This is a genomic window from Actinomycetospora sp. CA-101289 (assembly GCF_050955895.1).
Lineage (GTDB): Bacteria > Actinomycetota > Actinomycetes > Mycobacteriales > Pseudonocardiaceae > Actinomycetospora.
This window is the reverse complement of record NZ_CP192093.1, coordinates 3,607,314-3,632,763: the sequence shown is the minus strand read 5'-3', so window position 1 is coordinate 3,632,763 and position 25,450 is coordinate 3,607,314. Positions and strand designations below refer to the sequence as shown.

The following is a 25,450-nucleotide window of genomic DNA, read 5'->3' as shown; positions in this document are numbered from 1 at the left end:
CCCCGAGGAGGGAGCCCTCGTGGCACGGACGCCCGCACCCGGCACCCGGGAGCGCATCCTGACCACCGCGTCGCGCCTGTTCTACGAGCACGGCGTCCGGGCGGTCGGGATGAACCAGATCATCACCGAGGCCGGCACCGGCAAGAACCTGCTGTACTCGCACTTCCCGACCAAGTCGGACCTCGTCGCGGCCTATCTCGGGCGGGCCCGCGAGATCCGGGCCACCGCGACCGAGCGGGCGCGGGCGTCCGCGGGCGACGACGCGCGGTCCCGGCTGCTCGCGACCGTCGCCGAGGTCGCCGCCACCGCCGAGCACCCCCGCTTCCGCGGCTGCGCGTTCCGCAACTACCTCGCCGAGTTCCCCGACGAGAACGCTGACGAGGGCGCTGAGGAAGGTCCGGCCGGCGTGGCCCACACGTTCCTCGCCGCCACCCGCGAGGACCTCGCCGGGCTGGTCGCCGAGCTCGGGGTCGCCGACCCCGACCGCCTGCTCGAGGAGCTCTGGCTGCTCGTCGACGGCCTCTACCTCCAGGCCGCCTACCGGCGCGGCTGGGACGGGCGGGTCGGCGCGTCGGCGGCGGTCGACCTGGCCGCGCGCCTGGTCGACGAGGCCCGGTCGGCGACGTGAGCGCCCCGACCGCGACCCGGCCGCGGACCGTCCTGCTGATCACCTCGGCCGCGGCGTTCCTCGCGAGCCTCGACCTGTTCATCGTCAACATCGCGTTCCCCGACATCCGCGCCGACTTCCCGGGCACCGACCTCGGGCAGATCTCGTGGGTCCTCAACGGCTACACGGTGGTGTTCGCGGCGTTCCTGGCCCTCGCCGGGCGCCTCGCCGACCGCGTCGGACACCGCCGGGTGTTCCTCGCCGGCCTCGCGGTATTCACGGTCGCGTCCGCGGTCTGCGCGTTCGCGCCGTCGGTGGGCCTGCTCGTGGCCGCGCGGGCGGTGCAGGCCCTCGGCGCCGCGCTCGTCACGCCGACCTCGCTGTCGCTGCTGCTCGCCGCCTACCCCGCCGAGCGCCGCGCGCACGCGGTCGGTGCCTGGGCCTCGATCGGCGCGATCGCGGCCGCGCTCGGGCCCCCGCTGGGCGGCCTGCTGGTGGAGGCGTCCTGGCACTGGGTCTTCCTGGTCAACGTGCCCGTGGGGCTGGTCGCGCTGGTCGCGGGCTCGCGGGCCCTGCCGCGGGTGGCGCCCACGGGCGCTGCCGGCCGTCCCGACGTCCTGGGCGCGGTGGGGCTCGTCGTGGGCGTCGGCGCGCTGGCCTACGCGCTGGTCCGCGCGCCCGACGACGGGTGGGCGTCGGTCCCGGTGGTCGCCGGGCTCGCCGCGGCGGTGCTCGGCCTCGCCGGGGTCGTGCTCCGGTCGCGCCGGCACGCGGTCCCCGCGCTCGACCTCGCCGTGGTCCGGACCCCGGTCGTGGGGCTGGCGGCGCTGGCGATGGTCGCGTTCTCGACGGGGTTCGCCGGCATGCTCGTCGCGAACGTCCTGTACCTGACCGGTACGTGGGGCTGGTCGGCGCCGGCGGCCGGGATCGCGCTCGCGGCCGGGCCGCTGGTGGTGGTCGTCGTGGCGCGGGTGACGCCCCACCTCACCCGGCGCTTCGGCATCGGGGCGGTCGCGGCCGTCGGCGGGCTGGCGTTCGCGGCGGGGCCGGCGTGGTGGGCGCTGCGGCTCGGCGTCGCGCCGGACTACGTCGCCGGGATGCTGCCGGGCCAGCTCCTGACCGGCCTCGGGGTCGGCCTGGTGCTGCCGTCGCTGTCCTCGGTCGTCGGGGCGGCGCTGCCGGCGGAGCGGTGGGGCACCGGGTCGTCGCTGATCACCACGGCGCGCCAGGTGGGGTCCGTCCTCGGTGTCGCGCTGCTCGTGTCGGTGATCGGTACCCACACCACGGGCCGCCCCGAGGAGCTCGGTCTGGTCCGGGCCGGCTGGGTGTTCCTCGCCGTGGCCGGGGTCGCCGCCGCGGTGTGCGCCGTGGCCGTCGCCCGGGCCGAGCGGGTCGCGGCGCGGCGGCCGGCTGCCGCTCAAGATCAAGAAGTGGATTGCCCGGCGGGGCGCGTGGGGTAGACGACACCATGGCCATCGCAACGACGAACCCCGCCACGGGGGAGACCGTCCAGGAGTTCGACGCCCTGACCGAGCAGCAGCTGGAGGAGAAGCTCCAGCGGGCGTGGGACACGTTCCAGACCTATCGGGACACGACGTTCGAGCAGCGCGCCGGCTGGCTGCGCGCGGCGGCCGACATCTTCGACGCCGAGACCGATCGCCTCGCCGAGCTCGCGACCCTCGAGATGGGCAAGACCTTCAAGGCCGCCAAGGCCGAGGTCGCCAAGTGCTCGCTGGGGTGCCGCTGGTACGCCGACCACGCCGCCGAGGACCTCGCCGACGTCGAGTGGCCCAAGCCCTCCGGCGCCTCGGAGAACGCGCGGATCTTCACGCGCTACCAGCCGCTCGGCCCGGTCCTGGCGATCATGCCCTGGAACTTCCCGTACTGGCAGGTGCTGCGCTTCGCCGCGCCCGCGCTCATGGCCGGCAACGTCGGCCTGCTCAAGCACGCGTCGAACGTCCCCCAGGTGGCCATGGCCATCGAGGACGTCCTGAACCGCGCCGGCTTCCCGGAGGGCGCGTTCCAGACGCTGCTCGTCGGCTCCTCGGTGATCGAGGGGATCATCGACGACGACCGCGTCCGCGCCGTCACGCTCACCGGCAGCGAGCCCGCGGGCCGCGAGGTCGGCGCCCGCGCCGGGCAGAACGTCAAGACCAGCGTGCTCGAGCTCGGCGGCAGCGACCCGTTCATCGTCATGCCCTCCGTGGAGGACCTCGACGCCGTCGTCGACGCCGCGGTGTCGAGCCGCATGCTCAACAACGGCCAGTCCTGCATCAACGCCAAGCGCTTCATCGTCCACCAGGACGTCGCCGACGACTTCACGCAGAAGCTCGTGCAGAAGATGGAGGCGCTGACCATCGGCGACCCCATGGACGAGAACACCGACCTCGGCCCGATGTCGCAGGGCAACGGTGTGACCGACCTCGACGAGCAGGTCCAGGACTCGATCAAGTCCGGCGCGCGGCTGCTGACCGGCGGCGAGCGCCTGGACCGGCCCGGCAACTACTACCCGCCGACGGTGCTCGCCGACATCCCGAAGGACGCCCGCGCGTACTACGAGGAGCTGTTCGGTCCGGTGGCGCTGGTGTTCCGCGCCGCCGATGCCGACGAGGCGATCCGCATCGCCAACGACTCCCCGTTCGGCCTGGGCGGCAGCGCCTGGACCACCGACGAGGACGAGAAGATGCGCTTCGCCACCGAGGTCGAGAGCGGCATGGTGTACATCAACAAGGTCACCGAGTCGACGCCCGAGGTGCCCTTCGGCGGCGCGAAGAACTCCGGCTACGGCCGCGAGCTGGCGAGCTTCGGCCCGCAGTCGTTCGTCAACGCGAAGACGATCTGGATCCAGTAGCGCGCACGGCTCACAGGCCCAGGGCCGCCGCGGCGCGCAGCGCTCCGGCGGCCCAGGCCGTGTGCCGCCCGTGGAACACCTCGGTGGCGCGGTGCCCGACCCACGGCGAGGGCAGCAGCGCGTCGGGGAGCCCGGGGTCGAGGAACGGGAACCGGCGCCACGCGTCGACGAGGCGCACCTGCGCGGCGAGCGCCTCGGCGTCGTCCGCGGGCACGAGGTCGGCGAAGCGTCCGACGAACTCGGCGTAGCGCGCCGCGAGGTCGCCGAGGTCCCAGGCGCGCTCGGCGAGCTCGGCGGCGGTGAGGCCGCCCTGGTACTCGCCGGTGACGACGTGGGCGTCGGCCGGCCCGGTCTCGGCCAGGACCTCGCGCACCTCGTCGATGCGCGCGGTGTCGGGGGAGACCCACATCCCCGCGGCCGGCGAGCCGAGGCCGGCCCAGGCCAGGCGGGTGCGCAGGCGGTGGCGGTGCGCGCGCTGCTGCTCGGGGACGCTGGCGACGAGCACCAGCCAGCGCCCGTCCCAGGTGGGGCGGGTGCGGCCGTGGGCGTAGATCCGCGTGGCGCCCTCGGTGAGCAGCCGCCGGCCCCACGACGTCAGGTCCCACCGCACGCGGCGCCCCACCCGCTCCGAGGTGAGCATGCCGTCGGCGGCGGTGCGGGCCAGGGCCTGGCGGGCGGACTTCTCCTCGATGCCGACGAGCCCGAGGACGTCGACGACGGTCTGGGTCCACACCGGGCCCCCGCTGGGGAGGACGATCTCGCCCAGCACGGTGACGAGCAGCGACCGCGCGCTCGTGGCCGCGACCTCACGGCGTCGCGAGAACGGGTCGGGCCGCGCGTCGCGGGCGCTCTCGCCTGCGGTGGTCATCGTCGCCGATCCTAAGGGCCCCGAGCACGGCTACGGTGCGCCGATGACCGGTGCCCCGACGACGCCCGACCGGCGTGCCGCCTCCCTGCGCGACCTCGACCGCGCCCACGTCTGGCACCCCTACGGCCCCATGCCCGGGCGCACCGACCCGCTCGTCGTCCGCTCGGCCCGGGGGGTGCGGCTCACCCTGGACGACGGCCGCGAGCTGGTCGACGGGATGGCGTCGTGGTGGGCAGCGGTCCACGGCTACCGGCACCCGGCGCTCGACGAGGCCGTCGTCGCGGCCACCGGCGCCATGAGCCACGTGATGTTCGGAGGCCTGACCCACGACCCGGCGGTCGCGCTCGCCGAGCGCCTCGTCGCGATCACCCCGGAGCCCCTGCAGCACGTGTTCCTCGCCGACTCGGGCTCGGTGTCGATCGAGGTCGCGCTGAAGATGTCCCTGCAGTACCAGCGCGCGCGGGGCCGGACGGGGCGCACGCGGATGATGACCTGGCGCGGGGGCTACCACGGCGACACGTTCGGCGCGATGAGCGTCTGCGACCCCGAGGGCGGGATGCACGCGGCGTGGACGGGGTTCCTGCCCGAGCAGGTGTTCGCCGACCGGCCACCGGCTGCCTTCGACCCTGCCTACGACGCGCACCTGCGCGCGGTGGCCGACGCGCACGCCGGCGAGCTCGCGGGCATCGTCGTCGAACCGGTCGTCCAGGGCGCCGGGGGCATGCGCTTCCACGACCCGCGGCACCTGCGGACGCTGCGCGAGATCGCCGACGCCCACGACCTCGTGCTGGTGTTCGACGAGATCGCCACCGGCTTCGGGCGCACCGGCACGCTGTTCGCCGCCGAGCAGGCCGGGGTGTCGCCGGACGTGATGTGCCTGGGCAAGGCGCTCACCGGCGGCTACCTGACGATGGCCGCGGCGCTGTGCACGTCGGCGGTGGCGGAGGCGATCTCGGCGGGCGAGGCCGGCGGGCTCATGCACGGCCCGACGTTCATGGCCAACCCGCTCGCCGCGACGGTCGCCGCGGCGAGCATCGACGAGCTGCTGCGCCGCGACTGGGCCGGCGAGGTCGCGGCGATCGGCACCGGGCTGGCCGAGGTGCTCGCGCCCGCCCGCGCCCTGCCCGGCGTCCGCGACGTGCGCACCCTCGGGGGCATCGGCGTCGTCCAGCTCGACCACCCCGTCGACGTGCCCGCCGCCCAGGCCGCGGCCGAGGCGCACGGGGTGTGGCTGCGGCCCTTCCGCGACCTCGTCTACGCCATGCCGCCCTACGTCACGCCGGCCGAGGACGTCGTCCGGATCGGCGAGGCGATGGTGGCGGCGGCCCGCGTCGGGTGACCGCCACGTGAGCGATCCTGGGGCCTATAGGCCCCAGGATCGCTCACATAGGCTGCGGCGGGTGAGCTGGTTGGGGCCCTGGTTGGCGGAGACGGCGCGGGCGCGCACGGACGCGGGCCTGCGGCGCACGCTCCGGCCCCGCGCGGCCGACGACCCGCTCGTCGACCTCGCGTCCAACGACTACCTCGGCCTCGCCCGCGACCCCCGCGTCGTCGAGGCCGGGGTCGCCGCGCTGCGCACCTGGGGCGCCGGGTCGACGGGATCGCGCCTGGTCACGGGGTCGACGCGGCTGCACGCCGACCTCGAGGACGAGCTCGCCGACTTCACGGGCACCCCGGCCGCGCTCGTCTTCTCCTCGGGCTACACCGCCAACCTCGGGACCGTCGCCGCGCTCTCGGGGCGCGGGGCGCTCATCGTCTCCGACGTCGCCGCCCACGCCTCGCTGGTGGACGCCGCGCGCCTGTCGCGGGCACGCGTCGAGGTCGCCCGCTGCACCGACCCGGGCGCCGTCGACCGGGTGCTCGCCGCCCGCGACGAGCCCCGCGCGCTCGTGGTCGTCGACGGCGTCGACAGCGTCGACGGGGGCATCGCCCCGCTCGCGGCGCTCTACGCGGTGTGCCGGGCGCGCGACGCGGTGCTGGTGGTCGACGACGCGCACGGCCTCGGCGTGCGGGGACCGGGCGGTCGGGGCACGGTCGCCGAGGCGGGGCTCGCCGGCGCGCCGGACCTCGTGGTCACCGCGACCCTCTCGAAGTCCCTCGGCAGCCAGGGCGGCGTCGTGCTGGCGGACCGCGACGTCGTCGCGCACCTCGTCGACGCCGCGCGCCCCTTCATCTTCGACACCGGCCTCGCGCCCGCGGCGGTCGGCGCGGCGCTCGCCGCCCTCGGCGTCGTCCGCGCCGAGCCCGAGCGCGTCGCGGCCCTGCACGCCGCAGCGGCCGCCGTCGCCGCGTCGGCGCGCGCCGCGGCCCCGGGCCTCGAGGTGCCCGTGCCGACCGCGGCCATGGTCCCCGTGGTGCTCGGCGACCCCGAGGTGGCCGTCGCCGCCGCCGCGGCCTGCGCCGACCACGGCCTGCGCGCCGGCTGCTTCCGCCCGCCCTCGGTGCCCCCGGGGACGTCGCGCCTGCGCCTGACCGCGCGCGCCGACCTCACCGCCGACGACCTCGCCCTCGTCGACCAGGTGCTGCACAAGGTGCTCGGCTGATCACACCCGCGGCAGGCGCCGGGCGACGACGACGGCGGCGCCGGCCGCGACCAGCGCGGCCAGCGGCTGGAGCACCGTGAGCACGAGGCCGAAGACCAGGAACAGCGCGAACCCGACCGCGTAGACGACGCCCGCCCGCCGCAACGCACGGTCGCCGGCACCCGCGCGCACCACCGCGACGGCGAGCGCGATGCTGCCCGCCAGCAGGAGCAGGACGCCGACGAGCGCGGTGAGCACCAGCGGCAGGCCGTAGACATCGGCGTCGATCGCCGCCGCGTCCGAGACCCCGCGCAGGTGCGCCCGCCCGATCGCGGGCTGGGCGAACGCCGCCGCCCCGAACACCGCCGTGTTCACGACCTGCCCGGCCACGAGCAGCGCGACCGCGAGCACCGCCGGACGGGCGGCCCGGCCCCGGAGGAACGCCAGCGCCGCCACCGCGCCGAGGGCCCCGAGCGCGGCCCCGGCGATGCTCGCGACGAGGTGGCCCGCGAGGAACGGGCCGGTGGTGACGTAGCGGGCGTAGGCGTCGAACGCCGTCCGCGGATCGGGCTGGTGGGTCAGCGTGCCGACCGCCAGAAGGACCGAGTGCACGGGCAGCAGCCAGATCCCGGCGCGGGCGGTGGTGGCGGCGGGGTGGGTCCGCGGGGCCTCGGCGGTGACGACCATGGCGCGCTCCTCGGTTTCGTCGTACGGACTGTATGACCGAAACCCGCTACCGTCGAGAGCCGTGAGCCCGCGCCCCTACCGCCTCGGCGAGCGCGCCGTCGCCGTCGCCGACACCCGCCGCCGCATCGTCGACGCCGCCCGCGACCTGCTGTGCGAGGGCGGCCGGCAGCGGTCCGTGGAGGACGTGGCGCGCCGCGCCGACGTCGCCCGGGCCACCGTCTACCAGCACTACCGTTCGAAGCTGGGGCTCGTGGAGGCAGTGCTCGCCGACCTCGAGGAGCGGGCCGATCTCGCGCGCCTCACCTGGGTGATCACCGAGACCCCGCCGGCCGGGCTCCTGCGCGCGACGATCGTGGACGGCTGCCGCTACTGGGCGACCGACCCCGTGCTGGCCCGGCGCATCTTGGGTCTCACCGCCGCCGACCCCGACGCCGCCGCGCTGGTCGCCCGCCACGACGAGGGCCGCCTCGCCCTCCTGCGCACGGTGGTCGGGCGCCTCGACGCGGCCGGATTGCTCGGGGTCGCGCCGGAGGAGGCCCTCGACGTCCTGTGGCTGCTGACCGGCTTCGACGCCTACGACACCCTGGCGCTCCCGCGCGGCCGAACGACGGATGCGGTCGGCGTCCTCCTGGCCGACCTCGCCGACGCCCGTCTGGGTACACCGCGTCACCACTGAGCCGTCCGCCCGCACGATTCGTCACGCAGCGTGGTGCGGCGGTAACCTGACGGGCCACGCCGACGACCGAGGGGAGGGCCCGTGACGTCGCTACGGCACGCCGAGCCCCTCGTCGGGGGCGAGACACCCCACACGCTGCTCGTCGCCGACGCCGTCGACCACGGCCGCCGCGGTACGGCGGCGTGGCTGGACCAGCAGCTCGCCCACGGCTCGAAGGTCTACTACAAAGGCTGGCTCGCCGAGGGCCGGCGCCCCGACCAGCACTGGCTCGCCGGCCCGGCCGGACCTCGCGGGGCGCGGGAGGCGCTCGCGTCCGGCCAGCTCGAGTTCCTCGACTTCCCGACCGTCGTCGCCCGCTCCGGGGGCACCGCCGACGGGGTCATCGCGCTGTTCCGCGACGAGGTGGAGCGGGCGCTCGACGACCGCTGGCCCACCGTCGCCCTGAGCCAGGAGAGCCCCGGGCTGCCGATGGCCGACGCGGCCCAGGTGGGCGACTACGCCGCCTGGGAGGCCGGCTTCGACGTGCTGGCCGCGTGCTGGCCGGTGCGGGTGCTCTGCCAGCTCTCCGTCCCGCACGAGAACGACACCGCGCTGTGGGAGACCGTCGCGGTGCACCACCGCGACCTCGTCGACGGCGTCTGGTCGGCCGGGGTCGGCGCGGGTCGGTGGCAGCCGCGCGGCGACCTCGACGCCCACGTCGCCCGCCGCTTCGGCGCGGCGGTGCACGGCGCGCTGCGCGCCGCCCGCGTCCACGACGACGGCCCCGACCTGCACCTGGACCTGTCCGCCGTCGAGTTCATGGACGTCGCCTGCGCGGAGATCCTCATGCTCGCCGCGCGCTCCGCGCCGGCGGGCCAGCAGGTGGTCCTGCACGACGGCCAGCGCTTCCTGCGGCGCCTGTTCGACGCGGTGGGCCGACCCGCGTCGGTGCGCGAGAGCGAGGACGCGTGACGGGCCTCGGAGGACGCGAAGCGGAGCGGAGCCGGACCGTCCTCGGAGGCCTGGTGCACCTCGGGCTCTTCTACGACGATCCCGAGGACCTCGTCGCGAGCGCGCTCCCGGCCGTGCGGCGCGCGATCGCCGCCGGCGACGAGGTGCACCTCATCGTCGACCGCCGCACCGCGCGCACCTTCCGCGAGGGCCTCGGCGACGACGCCGAGCACGTGGTCTTCCCGCCGCCCTCGTCGATGCTCCCGCCGTCCGCGCCGGGCTTCCTGGCCACCGTGCAGGGCTGGGCGCGCGCCGACCGCCGCACCACCGTGCTCGGCCAGTACCCGGCGACGCTGCCCGCGACCGACTGCGGGTTCGGCGAGGACGCGCTGAACCTCGTGCTGCGCGACCTGCCGCTGACCCTGATCTGCACGTGCCACCACGACCTCGATCCCGACCTCCTCGCGGTCGCCCGGCGCACCCACCCGCTCCTGGCCACGCCCGACGGCCCCGTCGACAACCCCGAGTTCCGCAGGCCGCCGACCACCGACCCGGTGCCCGCCGGCCTGTGGGGCGACGTGGCCGCGCGGGTCGGCGTCGACGGCACCGCCGGCCTCGCCGAGGTGCGCCAGTGCGTCGCGGACGTCGCCGAGCGCGCGGGCCTGCAGGGCGACGCCGTCCGCGCGGCGGTGCTCGCCGTCCACGAGGCCGCGGTGCTGGCGTGCCGCACCGGCGACCCGGTGCGCGCGCCGCTGGTGGTCGAGGTGCGCGCGCGCCCGGGCGAGACGCTGTTCTCCGAGGTCGTCGGCCCGCCCGCGGCCGAGGAACCCGGGGACGGTGATCCGCTCGCCCACCTGCGCCCGTTCTGCACCGGTGCCCACCTGCACGACGGCCCCGAGGGCCGCGCGGTGCGGGTGCTCACCACCGTCTGACACGGCGCGCCGCTACCCTCGCCGGGTGCGGACCATGATCATCACCGGGACCGGCACCGACGTCGGCAAGACGGTGGTGGTCGCCGCGATCGCCGCCCTCGCGCGGGCGGCGGGGGAGCGGGTCACCGTCGTCAAGCCCGCCCAGACCGGCGTCGCGCCCGACGAGCCCGGCGACCTCGCCGCCGTCGCCCGCCTCGCCGGGGACGTCGCGACGCGCGAGCTCGCCCGCTACCCGGAGCCGCTGGCGCCGGCCACCGCCGCCCGGCGGGCCGGCGCTGCCCCGGTGATGGCCGCGCAGGTGGTGGACGCCGTGCGCCGACTCGACGCCGACCTCGTGCTGGTGGAGGGTGCGGGCGGGCTGCTCGTGCGCCTCGACGACGGTGACGACACCCACCCGCCCAGCACCCTCGCCGACGTCGCCGCCGGCCTCGCCGCCCCGGTCGTGCTCGTCGCGTCGTCCGGGCTGGGCGTGCTCAACACCGCGGCGCTCACCGCGGAGGCGCTCGCGCGGCGGGGGATCCCGCTGCTCGGCACCGTGCTCGGCGCCCACCCGGAGCATCCCGACCTGGCCGAGCGCACCAACGTCGACGACCTCCCGCGGGTCACCGGCGCGCCCCTGCTCGGCGTGCTGCCCGCGGGCCTCGGCGGGGTCGACCGCGACGCGTTCCTGGCCGCGGCGCGGTGTGGCCTCGGTCCCGTCCTCGGTGGTGGGTGGTCCCCGACATCCGCGTCGTGAGGCACACTGCGGCGCGGAGACCCGTGCCCGACGAAGGGAGCCCTGCGTGACGGCCGTGGAGACAGGCTCGACCGGTGAGGAGATCGCCGGCGGGGACGTCCTCGCCGTCGCCCGCGAGCAGGTGCTCGAGCGGGGCGAGGGGCTCACGCAGGAGCAGGTGCTGGCCGTCCTGCAGCTGCCCACCGAGCGCCTGGGCGAGGCGCTGGCGCTGGCCCACGAGGTCCGCATGCGCTGGTGCGGCCCGGAGGTCGAGGTCGAGGGCATCGTGTCGCTCAAGACCGGCGGCTGCCCCGAGGACTGCCACTTCTGCTCGCAGTCGGGGCTCTTCGACTCCCCGGTGCGCGCCGCGTGGCTGGACAAGGACCGGCTCGTCGAGGCGGCGAAGCAGACCGCCAAGACCGGGGCCACCGAGTTCTGCATCGTCGCCGCGGTCCGCGGACCCGACGCCAAGCTCATGGAGCAGGTGCGCGCGGGCATCGCCGCGATCCGCGCCGAGGTCGACATCAACGTCGCGTGCTCGCTGGGCATGCTGAGCCAGGCTCAGGTCGACGAGCTCGCCGCCATGGGCGTGCACCGCTACAACCACAACCTCGAGACCGCGCGCAGCCACTTCCCCGAGGTCGTCACCACGCACTCCTGGGAGGAGCGCTGGGAGACCCTGCAGATGGTGCGCGCGGCGGGCATGGAGGTCTGCTGCGGCGGCATCGTCGGCATGGGCGAGACGCTCGAGCAGCGCGCCGAGTTCGCGGTGCAGCTCGCCGAGCTCGAGCCCGACGAGGTGCCGCTGAACTTCCTCATCCCCAACCCCGGCACGCCGTTCGCGCACCTCGAGGTGCCGCAGGGCGCGGACGCGCTGATGACCGTCGCCGCGTTCCGCCTCGCGCTGCCGCGCACGGTGCTGCGGTTCGCCGGCGGCCGGGAGCTGACCCTCGGCGACCTCGGCGCCGAGCAGGGCATGCTCGGCGGGGTCAACGCGATCATCGTCGGCAACTACCTGACCAACCTCGGGCGCCCGGCCGAGCAGGACCTCGACATGCTCGAGACCCTCAAGATGCCGATCAAGGCCCTGAACGACACGCTGTGAGCGCCGTCCTGGAGCCGACGGGCACCGACCAGCCGTTCTGCGCCTGGTGCGGGGGCGCGCGCGCCGAGGGCGACCACGCCACGTGCGCGCGCCGGCTGGCGACGGTCGACCCGCCGCGGCACTGCCCGCAGTGCGCCCGCCGGATGATCGTGCAGGTCGACCCGATGGGCTGGACCGCGCGGTGCAGCCGCCACGGCGAGTCGACGGGGGCGAGCGGGTTCGGGTGACGGCTCTCGACGAGGACTTCCTGCCCGGCGAGCCCCCGCACCGGCTGGGGGCCCGCGAGCTGCGCGCCGACGTGCCGGCAGGCCTGCGCTACGCCGCGATCCTCGTGGTGGTCGGGCTTCCGCTGGGCGCGCTGTGGGCGTTCCTCGCGCCCGTGGTGCACGTCGTCGCGCTGCCCGGCGGCGGGTCGGGCTCGCCGGCGGGGGAGGCCGACCACGCCTTCGACGCCGTCGCGGTCCACGTGCTGCTCGTCGCGGCGTTCGGGGTGATCGCGGGTGCGGTGGCCTGGCGGCGCCGCCACCGGCGCGGCCCGGTGCTGCTCGTGGCCCTGGTCGCGGGGACGCTCGTGGGCGCCTGGGTGGCCGGGCGGATCGGGGCGCTGCTCGCCTGGGCGGCCTCGCCGGTGCCGGTGCTCGTCGACCCCGCGGCGCTGAGCCGGTCGGGCGCGCCGGGCGGGCCGGTGCCCGCGGTGCTCACGAGCGTGCCGCCCTCGCCCGGGCCCTGGTGGGTCGCGCTGATCGCGGGACTGGCGGCCGCGCTGACCTACGTGCTCGCCGCGATCGTCGACGGGCACGAGGAGATGGGCCGCGACGGGGCATCCTGAACGGGTGAGCACCGTGGATCCCGATGACGCCGTCGACCTGGCCCGCGAGCTCGTCCGTCTCGACACCCGCGGCGGCGGGGAGAGCGCGGCGGCGGCGGTGCTGGCGAGCCGCCTCGAGGACGCCGGGCTGTCCGTCGCCGTCCACGAGACCCGGCCGGGCCGCGCGAACCTCGTCGCCCGCCACGGCGCCGAGACCCCCGTGACGCTGACGGGCCACCTGGACACCGTGCCCGCCGACGAGGCGGTGTGGTCGTTCGACCCGCTCGCGGGCGACGTCGTCGACGGGCGGTTGCGCGGGCGGGGGAGCAGCGACATGAAGGCCGGCGTCGCGGCCGCCGTGGTCGCGGCGGCCGAGCACGTGCGCGCGGGCGGCACCGGGGTGCAGGTGGTGCTCACCTTCGGCGAGGAGACCGGCTGCGAGGGGGCCCGCGAGCTCCCGGGCGACGCGCTGACGCCGTCGGGGACGCTGCTGGTGGCCGAGCCGACCGCCAACCGCGTCGTGCTCGGGCACAAGGGCGTGCTGTGGCTGGTCCTGCACGCCACCGGAACGCCGGCGCACGGGTCGCGTCCCGACCTCGGCCACAACGCGCTGGTCGACCTGGCGCGCGCCGCGGTGCGGATCCACGAGCACGACGGGTGGCCCACCAGCACCACGCACGGCGCGACGACCGCGAACGTCGGGATGATGCGCGCCGGCGTCCAGCCCAACGTGGTCCCCGACCACGCGGCGCTCACCGTCGACCTCCGGCTGGTGCCGGGCGACACCGCCGACGCGGCGGAGGCCACCGTCGTCGGGCTCGCGGGCTGCCCGGTCACGACCGAGCGTCTGGTCGAGCTGCCCCTGATCGACACCGACCCGGGCCGCGTGACGCGGGCCGTCGAGCTGCTCGGGGGCGGGACGGCGCAGTACGCGACCTACTTCACCGACGCGAGCGTGCTCGCCGGCGCCCTCGGCGGCGCCGACGTCATCGTCTTCGGCCCCGGGGAGGCCGAGCAGGCCCACGTCACCGACGAGACCGCGCCGGCCGGCCTCATCGGGCCCGCGGCCGAGGCGTTCCGCGGCGTGCTCGCCGCGCTGACGTAGCCGCTACGGCAGGCGGACGAGCAGCGCGGCGAGGCCGACGACCCCGAACGCCTTGCCGTAGATCTGGCGCATCTGGCCGAGCACGTCGGCCTGCTGGACGCGCTCGACGATGAGCCCGTCCTCGACGTCGACCCGGTCGAAGAAGCTGGCCTCGTAGCGCCGCTTCGTCGCGGGCACGCCGTAGAGCCTGCCGGTGTTCGTTCCGGTCACGGTGCCGTGGGCGACCACGGCCCCGCCGTCCGCGGCGACGGTGCGCAGCTCGACGTGCAGGTCGGGCAGACCGACCCAGACGGCGCGGATCGCCTCCCGCGCGGCCTTCCAGTCGACGAAGCCGGGGGTGAAGCCGACGCAGTTCTCGCGGTAGCGCAGGACGTCGACGCAATCCTGGGCGGCGTCGAGGTCCCGGCGGTTCACCGCGTCGAGGAACGCGCGGTAGACCTCGGTGGGCGTGGCGCTCATCGCGCTCCTCGTTCGAGCTGTGTCTAGTTGGGGCTGTGCTCGACGGCGAACTTCGCCGTCGGCGCCCACACGGCGCGCAGCTCGCCGAGCAGCACGGCCTCGCGGGTCATCGAGCGGCGCACGAGCTGCAGCCGCTCCATGGGGCAGGTCTGCTCGAGCAGCTCTTGGCGGTCGGACAGCGGGAGCAGGCAGTCGCCGGCGAGGACGTGCGCGAGCTCGGGGTCGGCGACGTCCACGGTCGCCTCGTCCTCCAGCTCGGCCGGCAGCTCGCCGTCGCCGCCGCCCTGCTGGCGCCAGGCGGTGGTGCAGTAGCGGCGGTGCGCGGCGCGGGCGGCCATGGCGAGCGGGGCGAGGTCGGTCTCGGTGTCGCCCTCGTCGTCGGGGAGCCACTCGACGTTGGCGACGAGGTAGGGGGCGGTGCCGTCGTCGACGTCGAGGAGTCGGAAGCGGCGGTCGCCGGTGGTCTGGAGGTCGAAGCGGCCGTCGGGCAGGCGGCGCACCTCGCGCAGGCTCGCCGTGCAACCGACGTCGTGCAGGCCCTCGCGCCCGTCGTCGGGGCTCCAGCCCTCGCGGACCGCGACCACCCCGAACTGCTTGCCCGGCAGCGTCCCGGTGACGAGGTCGATGGTCAGCTGGCGGTAGCGGGGCTCGAAGATGTGCAGTGGTAGCGACGCGCCGGGGAGCAGGACGGTCCCCAAGGGGAACAGAGGCACGGTGTCGACCACGGCGCTCACGCTACGACTCCGGGGCTCCCGGCGCCGGGTGGCGCTGGTGGGGTGGTGCAGGCGTTGCGGGTGCTCAGCCCGGTTCGCCGGGCGGGCGCAGGGCCGCGAACGGGTCGGTGACGCGCAGGACGTGCTCGGAGAAGCGGAAGACCGCGGCCGGGCGCCCGCCTGCGGGGCCCGGGGCGGCGGTGCCGCCGGTGGGGACGAGGACGCCGCGGCGGGTCAGCACGCGCTGCAGGTTGGTGGCCGAGACGCGGTGCCCGAGGGCGGCGGCGTAGAGATCGCGCAGCTCCGAGACCGTGAACTCCGCGGGGGCGAGCGCGAAGCCGATGTTGGTGTAGGAGAGCTTGGCGCGCAGGCGGTCGACGCCGTCGCGGGTGATCGCGCCGTGGTCGAAGGCCGTGGTCGGCAGGGCGTCGACGCGGTACCAGGCGGTGTCGTCGGGGACCGCGGGGTCGGCGTCGGTGGGCACGAGGCCGAGGAACGCCGTGGCCACCCGGCGCGGCGCGGGCCCGCGGCACGGATCGGAGTAGACGCCGAGCTGCTCGACGTGGGCGACCTCGGCGAGGTCGACCTTCTCGGCGAGGTGCCGGCGCACCGAGGCCTCGACGTCCTCGTCGGGCCCCAGCCGCCCGCCCGGCAGGGCCCAGCGCCCCCTGTGGGGCTCGCGGGCGCGCTGCCAGAGCAGGACGCTCGGCACCGCCCCGGTGATCCGCAGGACCACGGCCAGCACGTCGTGCGCGTAGGAGCCCTGCTCCCCGCCCGCCCCGGCCCCGTCCACGGAGAGTGAGCGTAGGCCGTGTCAGCGGAGTGGCTCCGCAGACACTCAACGTCTGCGGAGCCACTCCGCTGACATCCGGTCCCATGGTGCTCGCCACTGACCGTGACAGGTGGTGGCGCGCGGGGCGGTCGGGAGGTAGCGTCGGCCACGTTTTCGACCATGAGGCGAAAACCACTCGAGGGTCCGGACCCACCACCGTCGGCGGGCACCCGGGGGAGGAGACGGCCATGACCGTCGCCAGCGCGGTGGACGACGCCGCCACGCTCGTCGCGCCGCTGACCGCCGGTCCGGGGTGGGCCGAGGAGGTCCGCCGGCTCGCCCGGGAGCGCGACGCCGTCGTGCTCGCGCACAACTACCAGCGACCCGAGATCCAGGACGTCGCCGACCACACCGGCGACTCGCTCGCGCTCTCCCGCCTCGCCGCGGCGTCCGACGCGAGCACCATCGTGTTCTGCGGCGTCCACTTCATGGCCGAGACCGCGAAGATCCTCGCGCCGGAGAAGACGGTGCTCATCCCCGACGCCCGCGCCGGGTGCAGCCTCGCCGACTCGATCACCGCCGACGAGCTGCGCGCCTGGAAGGCCGAGCACCCGGACGCCGTGGTCGTCAGCTACGTCAACACCACCGCCGCGGTCAAGGCCGAGACCGACGTCTGCTGCACGTCGTCGAACGCCGTCGAGGTCGTGGAGTCGATCGACCCGGACCGCGAGGTGCTGTTCCTGCCCGACCAGTTCCTCGGCGCCCACGTCAAGCGCATCACCGGCCGCGAGAACCTGCACGTCTGGGCCGGCGAGTGCCACGTCCACGCCGGCATCAACGGCGCCGCGCTCACCGCGAAGGCGCAGGCCGACCCCGACGCCGACCTGTTCGTGCACCCCGAGTGCGGCTGCGCCACCAGCGCGCTCTACCTCGCGGGGACCGGCGCGGTGCCCGCCGAGCAGGTCCACATCCTCTCCACCGGCGGGATGCTCGACGCCGCCAAGAACACCACCAAGGCCACCGTCCTGGTCGCCACCGAAGTCGGCATGCTCCACCAGCTGCGACGCGCCAACCCCGACGTCGACTTCCGCGCGGTGAACGACCGCGCGTCCTGCCACTACATGAAGATGATCACCCCGGGCGCCCTGACGCGGGCGCTGGTCGAGGGGCGCGACGAGGTCCACGTCGACGTCGCCACGGCGGGCAGGGCGCGCGGCGCCGTCCAGCGGATGATCGAGATCGGCCGACCCGGGGGCGGGGAATGAGCTGGGAGGCCACCGCCGACCTGGTCGTCGTCGGCTCCGGCGTCGCCGGCCTGACCGCCGCGCTGGCGGCGCAGCGGGCCGGGCTGCGGGTCGTGGTGGTCACCAAGGACGCCCCGGACGAGGGCAGCACGCGCTGGGCGCAGGGCGGGATCGCCGTCGTGCTCGGCGACGTCACCGGCGACTCGGTCGAGGCCCACCTCGCGGACACCCTCGCCGCCGGCGGCGGGCTGGTCGACGGCGCCGCCGCGCGCACGATCCTCGCCGCCGGACCCGCCGCGGTCGCGGCCCTGCGCACCGAGGGCGCGGTGTTCGACGGGCCCGCCGCGCGGCTCGCCCGCACCCGCGAGGGCGGGCACTCGGCGCTGCGCGTCGTGCACGCCGGCGGCGACGCGACGGGCGCCGAGGTCGAGCGGGCCCTGCTCGCGGCGACCAGCCGGGCCGCGCTGACCGTGCTCGCCGGCCACGCCGCCACCGCCGTGCTCACCGGGCAAGACGGCGCGGTGCGGGGCCTCGAGGTGCGCGACGGCGACGGCCGCGCCGGGCGCCTCGCCGCGCCCGCGGTGCTGCTCGCGACCGGCGGCGTCGGCGGGCTCTACGAGACGACCACCAACCCCGCCGTGGCGACGGCCGACGGCTGGGCGCTGGCCCTGCACGCCGGGGCGGTGCTCGCCGACGTGGAGTTCGTGCAGTTCCACCCCACGGCGCTCTGGACCGGCGCGGCCACCCACGGCCGGGCGCCGCTGGTCACCGAGGCCCTGCGCGGCGAGGGCGCCGTGCTGCGCGACACCGCGGGCGCCTCGGTCACCGCCGGCGTGCACCCCCTCGGCGACCTCGCCCCGCGCGACGTCGTCGCGGCCGCCGTCACCCGGCGGATCACCCAGCTCGGCGCCGAGCACGTGTGGCTCGACGCCACCGGCGTCCCCGACGTCGTCGCCCGCTTCCCGACCGTCGCCGCGTCGTGCGCCGCGATCGGCGTCGACCTCGCGCGCGACCCCGTCCCGGTGCGCCCGGCCGCCCACTACTCCTGCGGCGGGGTCGTCACCGACGCCGACGGCCGCACGGGGGTGACCGGGCTCTGGGCCGCCGGCGAGGTCGCGCGCACCGGGCTGCACGGCGCCAACCGCCTCGCGTCGAACAGCCTGCTCGAGGGCCTGGTGACGGGCCGGCGCGCCGCCGACGACGTCGTCGCGGCCCTCGCCGGCCCCCGCGCGCTGGACCCGGTCGAGGCGCCGGCGCCGCGCCCGGTGCCCGTCGCCGACCGCGCCGTCCTCCAGGCCGCGATGACCCGTGGGGCGGGCATCGGGCGCGACGCCGCGGGGCTCGCCGCGGCCTCCGACGCCATCGAGGCCGCCAGCACCACCCGCGTCCCCGCGACCCGCGCCGAGGCCGAGGACGCGGCCCTGACCCTCGCCGCGCACGCCCTGCTCGCCGCCGCCGGCTCGCGCACCGAGACCCGCGGCTGCCACGTGCGCACCGACCACCCCGCCGTCGACGACCACTGGCAGCGCGCGTCGAGCACCCTCGTCCTCGACGGCGACGGGCGGCTGCACGTCGGCACCACCGACGCCCGGCACGGAGGTGCGGCATGACCGTCACGACGCTGCCGGTGACCCTCGACCCCGCCGAGGTCGACGCCGTCGTCGCGCGGGCCCTCGACGAGGACCTGCGCGACGGCCCCGACGTCACCACGCTGGCGTGCGTGCCCGCGGGCGCCGTGGCGGTGGGGGAGTTCCGCACCCGGCCGGCGGGCACGCTCGCGGGCGTCGGGGTGGCGGTGCGGGTGCTCGAGCGGGTGTGCGGGCCGGACCTGGAGGTCCTCGACGCCCGCGCCGACGGCCACCGTCTCGCGCCCGGCGAGGTCGCGCTCGCCGTGCGGGCGCCGCTGCGCACCCTGCTCACCGCGGAGCGGACGGCGCTGAACCTGCTGTCGCAGCTCTCCGGGGTCGCGACGGCCACCGCCGCCTGGGTCGACGCCGTCGCCGGCACCCGGGCGCGCATCCGCGACACCCGCAAGACGGTGCCGGGGATGCGGGCGCTGCAGAAGTACGCGGTGCGCTGCGGCGGCGGGGTCAACCACCGCATGTCGCTGGGCGACGCCGTGCTCATCAAGGACAACCACGTCGCCGCGGCCGGCTCGGTCACGGCGGCGCTCGCCGCCGCCGGGGCCGCGGCGCCGGGGCTGCCGTGCGAGGTCGAGGTCGACTCGTTCGCCCAGCTCGACGAGGTGCTCGCCCTGGGCGTCGAGCTCGTACTGCTCGACAACTTCACGCCCGCCGGGTCCGCCGCGGCCGTCGCGCGCCGCGACGCCGCCGCCCCGGGCACCGGGCTCGAGGTCTCGGGCGGCCTGACGATCGACACCGCCGCCGCCCACGCCGCCGCTGGCGTCGACTTCCTCGCCGTCGGCGCCCTCACCCACTCCGCGCCGGTGCTCGACCTGGGCCTCGACCTCCGTACGTGAGTGAAATTCCCGGCCATAGCCGAGAAGATCGCTCACATGGTCGTCGTCGTCGGGGGAGGCATCGCCGGGGTCTCGGTGGCCGCGGAGCTGGCGCGCGAGGGCGACGTGCTGCTCGTCGAGGCCGAGACGGAGCTCGCCCGCCACACCACCGGGCGCTCGGCGGCCAGCTACATCCCCGGCCACGGGCCCCCGCCCGCCCAGGCGCTGGTCGCCGCCTCGCGCGCCCGGTTCGACGCCCTCGCCGAGGAGGCCGGCCACTCCTTCCTGCGCCCGCGCCCGGTGCTGCACGTCGCCCACGACGCCGACGAGGAGCGGGTGCTGCGTGCGGAGATCCTGCCGCTCGCCACCGTCGACGAGCTCACCGTGCCGGAAGCCCTCGCCCTCTGGCCCGCGCTGCGCCCCGAGGGCCTGCGCGCCGCCGGCCTCGTCGCCGACGCCCAGGACGCCGACCCGATCGGCCTGCACCAGCACTTCCGCCGGGCCCTGCGCGCCCGCGGCGGGCGGATCCGCCCGGGGATGCCGGTCACGAGCCTGGAGACGACGAGCACCGGCTGGCGCCTCGGCCTCGGTGACGAGCACGTCGACACCGACCTCGTCGTCCTCGCCGCCGGCGCCTGGACCGACCGGCTCCTCGCCCTCGCCGGCGCCGCCCCGCTGGGCCTGCGCCCGCTGCGGCGCACCATCGCCATCGCCCGCATCCCCGACGGCGCCCCCGTGCGCCGCGACGACCCCTTCGCCGTCTCGGCCGGCGAGCGCTGGTACGCCAAGCCCGAGGGCGAGCACCTGCTGGTCTCGCCGTCCGAGGAGACCCCGGCCGACCCCGGCGACCCGCGCCCCGACGAGCTCGACGTCGCCACCGCCCTCGAGCGCGTCAACGCCGTCACCACGCTGGGCCTGCGCTCCGTGGTCACCAGCTGGACGGGCCTGCGCACCTTCGCCCCCGACCGCGCGCTGGTCCTGGGCGACCGCCCCGAGCACCCCGGCCTGCACCTGTTCGCCGGGCAGGGCGGGTCGGGCATCGAGACCGCGCCCGCCGCCGCGGCCCTCGCCGCCGCGGTGGTCCGCGGCCAGGACCCGCCGGCCGACGTCGCCGCGGCGCTGGCCGACCACGGCGTCGGCGTCGGGGCCGTCCTCGCCCGCCGTCTCCCGACCCCCGGCGAGCCCGCCGACCGGCCTCGCTAGCCTCGCCCGTATGGGGGACGTTCCGCGGGTCCGGCGCCTGGCCGCCGCCGTCACGGCCGTGCTCGCGCTCGCCCTCGCCGGCTGCGGCGGCACCGGCGGCGACGTCCCGCCGCTGCCGGTGACCGCTCCCGTCGGCGGCCCCACGCCGTCACCCGCCGCCCCGGCCCCCGACGCCGCCGCGCCCGGCACCACCGCGGCAGCCCCCGGCCTGCTCGCGCCGCTGCCCCCGCGCGGCTCGCGGGAGGGGCCGCGCATCTGCGGGAGGACCGAGTCGGTGCCCGTCGCCGGCGGCCGCTACGAGGTGCAGAACAACGCCTGGGGCGCCGACACACCCCAGTGCACCACCGCGTTCGACACCGGCTTCGTCGTGCAGGCCCGCCACAGCAAGGACTCCGGGCCCGCCGCGTACCCGTCGATCGTCGTCGGCTGCAACTACGGCACGTGCACCCGCGACACGCCGTTCCCGCGCCCGATCAGCGACCTCGGCGACATCCGCTCCAGCTGGGCGGTCACCGTGCCCGAGCGCGGCGACTTCAACGTCGCCTACGACGTCTGGCTCGACCCGACCCCGCGCCGCGAGGGCGCCAACACCGGCGCCGAGCTGATGATCTGGCTCGACCGCACCGAGCGCGTGCAGCCCATCGGCGCCGAGCGCGCCACCGTGCGGATCGGCGACGCGTCCTGGGCGGTCTGGACGGGGGAGAACCAGGGCACGCCGGTGATCTCCTACGTCCGCGAGGAGTCCACCGACACCGTCCTCGACCTCCCGATCAGCGACTTCGTCGGCGACGCCACCCGCCGCGGCGTCGTCGAGCCGACCTGGTTCCTCACGAACATCCAGGCCGGCTTCGAGCCCTGGATCGGCGGCGAGGGCCTGGCCACCGACGCCTTCGCGCTCACCCGCAACGGGGTCTGACCCCACTCTGACCCCGACTCCACCCGTTCGATCGGGGGAGTGGAGCTGCCGTCTCCGCTACGACGAACGTACGTTCAGCTGCGCTGAACGGTCTAGTAGCGAGGTGGCGGCGGATGAACGGTCGACGACGGACGACGAGCGGACTGGTCGTGGTGATCACGGTCGTGCTCGCGGTCCTGGTGGGTGGCAGCCCCGCGCTGGCCACCACGCCCCGCGTCGAGGGGGTGCGGGTCTGCGACAAGTTCGGCTCCACCCCGGTGGCGGGCGGGCGCTACGAGGTGCAGAACGACGTGTGGGGCGCGGACACCCGCCAGTGCATCACGGCCTTCGACGTCGGCTTCGTCGTCGACCCGGCCGAGCACAACAAGACGAACGAGCCCGCCGCCTACCCGTCGATGGTCTGGGGCTGCAACTACGGCAACTGCACCAAGGACAGCCCGTTCCCGCGCCCGGTCTCGCAGCTCGCGGGGCTTCGGTCGTCGTGGTCGGTGGGCGTGCCGGCGACCGGGGACTACAACGTCGCCTACGACCTGTGGATGGACCCGACCCCGCGCCGCGACGGCCGCCCCACCGGCCTCGAGCTCATGATCTGGCTGAAGAACACCCCGCGCGTGCAGCCCATCGGCGAGAAGAAGGCCGAGGTCACGATCGGCGGGACCACCTGGGACGTGTGGCTGGGCAGGATCGACCTGCCGACGATCACCTACGTGCGCCAGCAGCCGACCCTCGAGGTCACCGACCTGCCGCTCGACGCGTTCGTCGCCGACGCGCAGAACCGCGGCGTCGCCCGTCCCGAGTGGTACATGACGAGCGTCCAGGCCGGCTTCGAGCCGTGGATCGGCGGCACCGGGCTGACGACCAAGTCGTTCTCGGCGACCCTGTGAGCCCGGTCGGCTGATCGCCATTAGTTCCTCCGGCGGCCCGCCCACCGCCGGGCCGCGCGCGGGAGTGTGGGACGCGATGACCCCCGCATCGCGCACCCCGCCCCCGTGCGAACCCTCCGTCACCGGCCCGGCCCCGGTGCCGCTCGCGCCCGGCAGCCCCGCCGCCGTCGACGCGGGGTGCCGCTGCTCGGTGCTGGCCAACGCCGCCTACCGGTGCGGGGCGGCGGCGGAGCCCCTCCTCGACCCGGCCTGCCCCCTCGACCACGGGGTGGGCCCGGGCTGACGCTCAGCCCTCGCCGGCGTGTTCCCGCAGCGCGTCGATGAGGCGCCGGTCGCGCTTGGTGGGACGCCCCGCCCCGCGCTCGCGCACGGCCACGGGGGCCGGGCGCTCCTCCGGCGGCGGGGGCGGCGGGGTGTGGTCGACGTAGCAGGTCACGGCCACCGGGGCGCCGACCCGCTTCTCGACGATCTTGGTGACCTCGACGATCCGCGGGATGTCGTACACCCGGGTGCGCACCGTGTCGCCGGGCTTCACCGTCGTCGCGGGCTTCGCCGGGGTGTCGTTGACGCGCACGTGCCCGCCGCGGCACGCCTCGGCGGCGTCGGCGCGGGTCTTGGTCAGCCGCACCGCCCACAGCCAGCGGTCGACGCGCGTGCCCTCCATCGGGGTCCAGTGTGCCGTCCGCGGCCACGGGATAACCGTCGGCACGTGGACCACGGCATCCTGATGTTCCCGACCGACGACGCCATCGACCCGGCCGATCTGGCCAAGGAGGTGGAGGACCGGGGCTTCGACTCGCTCTGGTTCCCCGAGCACAGCCACATCCCCACCAGGCGGGAGTCGCCCTACCCGGGCGGCGGCGACCTGCCCCGGATGTACACCCGCACCTACGACCCCTTCGTCGCGCTCACCGCGGCGGCCGCGGCGACGACGACGCTCAAGCTCGCGACCGGCATCTGCCTGGTCATCCAGCGCGACACGATCCACACCGCCAAGCAGGTCGCGAGCCTCGACCGGCTGTCCGGCGGGCGCTTCCTCTTCGGCATCGGCGCCGGCTGGAACCGCGAGGAGATGGCCGACCACGGCACTGACCCGAAGACGCGCATGCGCCTCATGGGCGAGCAGGTCAAGGCCATGAAGGAGCTGTGGACGCAGGAGGAGGCCGAGTTCCACGGTGAGTTCGTGGACTTCGACCCGAGCTGGGCCTGGCCCAAGCCGCTGCAGGACCCGCACCCGCCGGTCTACGTCGGGGGCATGGGCCCGGGCGTCGAGGACCGCCTCCTCGACTACGGCGACGCCTGGCTGCCCCAGCGGGTCGGGCCGGACAACCTCGAGGAGTTCGCACAGCGTGCTGACGCCCTGCAGCAGCGCGCCGCCGACGCCGGTCGCGGCCGCATCCCGATGTCGCTGTTCGGCGCCGAGTCCACGCCCGAGGCCCTCGACGGCTACCGGCGCATCGGCCTCGAGCGCGCCATCCACGCCGTGAGCTCGGCCGACCGCGACACCGTCCTGAAGGAACTGGACGAGCTGGCGACGCAGGTCGGCTGAGCAGATGCCGACGCTGGACGCCGACGACGCGCGCGGCCGGTTCGCCGCCGCGCGCGTCGCGCGCCTCGCCACGGTGTCGGGCGGCGGGCAGCCCCACCTCGTGCCCGTCGTCTTCGCGGTCGAGCACGACACGGTCCTCATCGCCGTCGACGCCAAGCCCAAGCGCCACCGCGCCCTGCGGCGCCTGCGCAACATCGCGGAGAACCCGGCCGTGTCGCTGCTGGTCGACCACTACGACGACGACTGGGACGCCCTCTGGTGGGTGCGCGCCGACGGCACGGCGACGGTCGGCGACGCCGTGCCGCTGCTCGGGCGGGCCCGCGCCGCCCTCGGGGCGCGCTACCCCCGGCACCGGGAGCAGCCGCCCGAGGGGCCGGCGATCGTCGTCGAGGTCGCCCGCTGGTCGGGGTGGTCGGCGAGCTAGCTACTTGCCGACGCCCAGGTGCTCGACGAACCAGTCCCGCGCGGCGCCGGAGCTGATCTCGAAGCCCGGGCCCGTGTAGGCGTCGAAGTGCCCGCCGGGCACGGTGACGAGCTTCTTGGGGTGCGCGGCCGTCTCGTAGGCGGCCGTCGCGAGCTCGCCCGCGACGAGCCGGTCGTGGGGCGCGATGACCATGAGCACCGGCGTCGGCGCGATCAGCGGGAGGAAACGCCCCGGCTCGTAGCCCTGGAACAGCTCGATCGACCGGAGCGTCACCTCGTTGCGCCACGACGGCGCGCGGTCGCGCTGGGTGCGGGTGAAGAACTCGTACGAGTCCGCGGTGGGCAGCGCGGCCGGGGCCGCCGGGTCGTCGGTGACCACCGGCATCATCGCCGGCTCGCCGCCTCGGGCGCGCTCGAGGCGGTCGGCGGCGAAGGCGTCCCAGGTCGGGCCCCACGCGTCGATGCGCACGAGCGACTCGAACGACCGGCGGCCGGAGACCAGCGCGGCCTGGCCGGAGACGGCCTTCACGCGCCGGTCGATGGCGCCCACGACGTAGGCGTGCCCGCCGGAGTAGCTCGAGCCCCAGACGCCGATGCGGTCCGCGTCGACGTCGTCGCGGCCCTGGGCGTAGGTGACGGCGTGCTGGTAGTCGCGCACCTGCTCCCAGGGGTCGACCTCCTGCCGCGGCCGGCCCGGCGCGGCGTCCGACGCCCCGAAGCCGCGGTTGTCGAACACCACGCACGCCAGCCCGGCGGCGGCGAACACCTCCGCGTAGTCGTCGAGGTGCTGCTCCTTCACCGCGGAGAAGCCGTGCGCCATGACGACGCAGGGATGGCCCGTGCCGGCGTCGCCCTCCGGCGCGTAGAACCACCCGCGCAGCGTGGCGCCCTCGGCGTCGAACTCGATGTCCTCGCGCATGTCCGCGCGCTCCCGTCCTCGTCGACCCTGACGCCGACGAGCGTGCGCCACGTCACGCCGTGGCGGTACCGCCGAGCTCCCGTGACCTGATCACGGTCCGGGAA

Annotated in this window: 29 protein-coding genes; 22 read left to right on the top strand and 7 right to left on the bottom strand. The window is 76.1% G+C overall.

All coding sequences use genetic code 11. The features are described 5' to 3' along the window. The first annotated feature begins 19 nt into the window (after nt 1-19). The 3 genes from ACQPX6_RS18090 to ACQPX6_RS18080 are packed head-to-tail and all read left to right on the top strand — an operon-like array spanning nt 20 to nt 3,458. Entirely contained in the window at nt 20-628 is a 609-nt protein-coding gene (locus ACQPX6_RS18090) for a TetR/AcrR family transcriptional regulator (RefSeq protein WP_433781706.1), read from the top strand. Next, nucleotides 625-2,067: an MFS transporter gene (locus ACQPX6_RS18085; RefSeq protein ID WP_433781705.1), complete on the top strand. Its 1,443-nt coding sequence runs from the start codon at nt 625-627 to the stop codon at nt 2,065-2,067. The genes ACQPX6_RS18090 and ACQPX6_RS18085 overlap by 4 nt, the downstream gene beginning before the upstream one ends. Nucleotides 2,068-2,075: 8 nt before the next feature. After that, the gene (locus tag ACQPX6_RS18080) at nt 2,076-3,458 is read left to right on the top strand and encodes an NAD-dependent succinate-semialdehyde dehydrogenase (protein WP_433781704.1); all 1,383 of its coding nucleotides are present in this window, start codon (nt 2,076-2,078) and stop codon (nt 3,456-3,458) included. A 10-nt stretch (nt 3,459-3,468) separates the two neighbouring features. Here the strand turns inward: ACQPX6_RS18080 and ACQPX6_RS18075 are convergent, their stop codons facing one another. Next, nucleotides 3,469-4,326 carry a PaaX family transcriptional regulator gene (locus ACQPX6_RS18075; RefSeq protein ID WP_433781702.1) on the bottom strand — a complete coding sequence of 286 codons (858 nt, stop codon included), beginning with the start codon at nt 4,324-4,326 and terminating at the stop codon, nt 3,469-3,471. Nucleotides 4,327-4,369: 43 nt separating this feature from the next. On the opposite strand from ACQPX6_RS18075, the gene ACQPX6_RS18070 reads away from it, so the two are divergent. Then, nucleotides 4,370-5,665, top strand: coding sequence for an adenosylmethionine--8-amino-7-oxononanoate transaminase (locus tag ACQPX6_RS18070; RefSeq protein ID WP_433781701.1), 1,296 nt, complete (start codon nt 4,370-4,372; stop codon nt 5,663-5,665). Between the two features lie 70 nt (nt 5,666-5,735). Next, nucleotides 5,736-6,869 carry an 8-amino-7-oxononanoate synthase gene (locus tag ACQPX6_RS18065; RefSeq protein WP_433788296.1) on the top strand — a complete coding sequence of 378 codons (1,134 nt, stop codon included), beginning with the start codon at nt 5,736-5,738 and terminating at the stop codon, nt 6,867-6,869. Here the strand turns inward: ACQPX6_RS18065 and ACQPX6_RS18060 are convergent, their stop codons facing one another. Then, entirely contained in the window at nt 6,870-7,535 is a 666-nt protein-coding gene (locus ACQPX6_RS18060) for a hypothetical protein (RefSeq protein ID WP_433781700.1), read from the bottom strand. Nucleotides 7,536-7,596: 61 nt separating this feature from the next. Between ACQPX6_RS18060 and ACQPX6_RS18055 the strand changes: the two genes are divergently transcribed. The 8 genes from ACQPX6_RS18055 (at nt 7,597) to ACQPX6_RS18020 (ending at nt 13,806) form a co-directional block, all read left to right on the top strand. Further along, complete coding sequence (locus ACQPX6_RS18055) at nt 7,597-8,211, top strand: TetR/AcrR family transcriptional regulator (protein WP_433781698.1); 615 nt, start codon at nt 7,597-7,599, stop codon at nt 8,209-8,211. A gap of 81 nt (nt 8,212-8,292) precedes the next feature. Beyond that, on the top strand, nt 8,293-9,162 hold the full coding sequence (locus ACQPX6_RS18050; RefSeq protein WP_433781696.1) for an STAS domain-containing protein: 870 nt from the start codon (nt 8,293-8,295) through the stop codon (nt 9,160-9,162). Continuing rightward, nucleotides 9,159-10,073 (top strand): MEDS domain-containing protein, encoded by a 915-nt coding sequence (locus ACQPX6_RS18045; protein ID WP_433781695.1) that lies wholly within the window; start codon nt 9,159-9,161, stop codon nt 10,071-10,073. The genes ACQPX6_RS18050 and ACQPX6_RS18045 overlap by 4 nt, the downstream gene beginning before the upstream one ends. Before the next feature lie 34 nt (nt 10,074-10,107). After that, nucleotides 10,108-10,809: a dethiobiotin synthase gene (gene bioD, locus ACQPX6_RS18040; protein WP_433788295.1), complete on the top strand. Its 702-nt coding sequence runs from the start codon at nt 10,108-10,110 to the stop codon at nt 10,807-10,809. 46 nt (nt 10,810-10,855) lie between these two features. Further along, complete coding sequence (gene bioB / locus ACQPX6_RS18035) at nt 10,856-11,893, top strand: biotin synthase BioB (protein WP_433781694.1); 1,038 nt, start codon at nt 10,856-10,858, stop codon at nt 11,891-11,893. Then, nucleotides 11,890-12,120, top strand: a complete 231-nt coding sequence (locus ACQPX6_RS18030; protein WP_433781692.1) for a hypothetical protein — start codon at nt 11,890-11,892, stop codon at nt 12,118-12,120. Before bioB ends, ACQPX6_RS18030 begins: the two co-directional genes overlap by 4 nt. After that, nucleotides 12,117-12,722 carry a DUF2567 domain-containing protein gene (locus tag ACQPX6_RS18025; RefSeq protein WP_433781691.1) on the top strand — a complete coding sequence of 202 codons (606 nt, stop codon included), beginning with the start codon at nt 12,117-12,119 and terminating at the stop codon, nt 12,720-12,722. The genes ACQPX6_RS18030 and ACQPX6_RS18025 overlap by 4 nt, the downstream gene beginning before the upstream one ends. A 4-nt stretch (nt 12,723-12,726) precedes the next feature. Next, nucleotides 12,727-13,806, top strand: a complete 1,080-nt coding sequence (locus ACQPX6_RS18020) for a M20 family metallopeptidase (RefSeq protein ID WP_433781690.1) — start codon at nt 12,727-12,729, stop codon at nt 13,804-13,806. A 3-nt stretch (nt 13,807-13,809) separates the two neighbouring features. Here ACQPX6_RS18020 and ACQPX6_RS18015 read toward each other — a convergent pair whose 3' ends face one another. From ACQPX6_RS18015 to ACQPX6_RS18005, 3 genes are all read right to left on the bottom strand, one after another. Next, a complete protein-coding gene (locus ACQPX6_RS18015; protein WP_433781688.1) occupies nt 13,810-14,265 on the bottom strand; it encodes an ester cyclase in 456 nt (151 codons plus the stop codon). 23 nt (nt 14,266-14,288) lie between these two features. Further along, nucleotides 14,289-14,999, bottom strand: a complete 711-nt coding sequence (locus ACQPX6_RS18010) for an LON peptidase substrate-binding domain-containing protein (protein WP_433781687.1) — start codon at nt 14,997-14,999, stop codon at nt 14,289-14,291. 64 nt (nt 15,000-15,063) lie between these two features. Further along, nucleotides 15,064-15,771 (bottom strand): NUDIX hydrolase, encoded by a 708-nt coding sequence (locus ACQPX6_RS18005; RefSeq protein ID WP_433781686.1) that lies wholly within the window; start codon nt 15,769-15,771, stop codon nt 15,064-15,066. A 227-nt stretch (nt 15,772-15,998) separates the two neighbouring features. Between ACQPX6_RS18005 and nadA the strand changes: the two genes are divergently transcribed. From nadA to ACQPX6_RS17970, 7 genes are all read left to right on the top strand, one after another. Next, nucleotides 15,999-17,015 (top strand): quinolinate synthase NadA, encoded by a 1,017-nt coding sequence (gene nadA, locus ACQPX6_RS18000; RefSeq protein WP_433781684.1) that lies wholly within the window; start codon nt 15,999-16,001, stop codon nt 17,013-17,015. Next, the gene (locus ACQPX6_RS17995; RefSeq protein WP_433781683.1) at nt 17,012-18,604 is read left to right on the top strand and encodes an L-aspartate oxidase; all 1,593 of its coding nucleotides are present in this window, start codon (nt 17,012-17,014) and stop codon (nt 18,602-18,604) included. Before nadA ends, ACQPX6_RS17995 begins: the two co-directional genes overlap by 4 nt. Continuing rightward, nucleotides 18,601-19,473, top strand: a complete 873-nt coding sequence (gene nadC / locus ACQPX6_RS17990; protein ID WP_433781682.1) for a carboxylating nicotinate-nucleotide diphosphorylase — start codon at nt 18,601-18,603, stop codon at nt 19,471-19,473. Before ACQPX6_RS17995 ends, nadC begins: the two co-directional genes overlap by 4 nt. 36 nt (nt 19,474-19,509) lie before the next feature. After that, nucleotides 19,510-20,655 (top strand): NAD(P)/FAD-dependent oxidoreductase, encoded by a 1,146-nt coding sequence (locus tag ACQPX6_RS17985; protein ID WP_433781681.1) that lies wholly within the window; start codon nt 19,510-19,512, stop codon nt 20,653-20,655. Between the two features lie 10 nt (nt 20,656-20,665). Next, nucleotides 20,666-21,571, top strand: a complete 906-nt coding sequence (locus ACQPX6_RS17980) for a GH12 family glycosyl hydrolase domain-containing protein (RefSeq protein ID WP_433781680.1) — start codon at nt 20,666-20,668, stop codon at nt 21,569-21,571. 113 nt (nt 21,572-21,684) lie between these two features. Further along, nucleotides 21,685-22,455, top strand: coding sequence for a GH12 family glycosyl hydrolase domain-containing protein (locus ACQPX6_RS17975; protein ID WP_433781679.1), 771 nt, complete (start codon nt 21,685-21,687; stop codon nt 22,453-22,455). A gap of 76 nt (nt 22,456-22,531) precedes the next feature. Then, nucleotides 22,532-22,738: a hypothetical protein gene (locus tag ACQPX6_RS17970; protein WP_433781678.1), complete on the top strand. Its 207-nt coding sequence runs from the start codon at nt 22,532-22,534 to the stop codon at nt 22,736-22,738. 3 nt (nt 22,739-22,741) lie between these two features. Here the strand turns inward: ACQPX6_RS17970 and ACQPX6_RS17965 are convergent, their stop codons facing one another. After that, nucleotides 22,742-23,119, bottom strand: coding sequence for an RNA-binding S4 domain-containing protein (locus ACQPX6_RS17965; protein WP_433781677.1), 378 nt, complete (start codon nt 23,117-23,119; stop codon nt 22,742-22,744). A 45-nt stretch (nt 23,120-23,164) separates the two neighbouring features. On the opposite strand from ACQPX6_RS17965, the gene ACQPX6_RS17960 reads away from it, so the two are divergent. Beyond that, nucleotides 23,165-24,004: an LLM class F420-dependent oxidoreductase gene (locus ACQPX6_RS17960; protein WP_433781675.1), complete on the top strand. Its 840-nt coding sequence runs from the start codon at nt 23,165-23,167 to the stop codon at nt 24,002-24,004. Between the two features lie 4 nt (nt 24,005-24,008). Then, the gene (locus tag ACQPX6_RS17955) at nt 24,009-24,428 is read left to right on the top strand and encodes a TIGR03668 family PPOX class F420-dependent oxidoreductase (RefSeq protein WP_433781673.1); all 420 of its coding nucleotides are present in this window, start codon (nt 24,009-24,011) and stop codon (nt 24,426-24,428) included. Here the strand turns inward: ACQPX6_RS17955 and ACQPX6_RS17950 are convergent, their stop codons facing one another. Beyond that, nucleotides 24,429-25,346, bottom strand: a complete 918-nt coding sequence (locus tag ACQPX6_RS17950) for an alpha/beta hydrolase (protein WP_433781671.1) — start codon at nt 25,344-25,346, stop codon at nt 24,429-24,431. Nucleotides 25,347-25,450 lie beyond the last annotated feature (104 nt).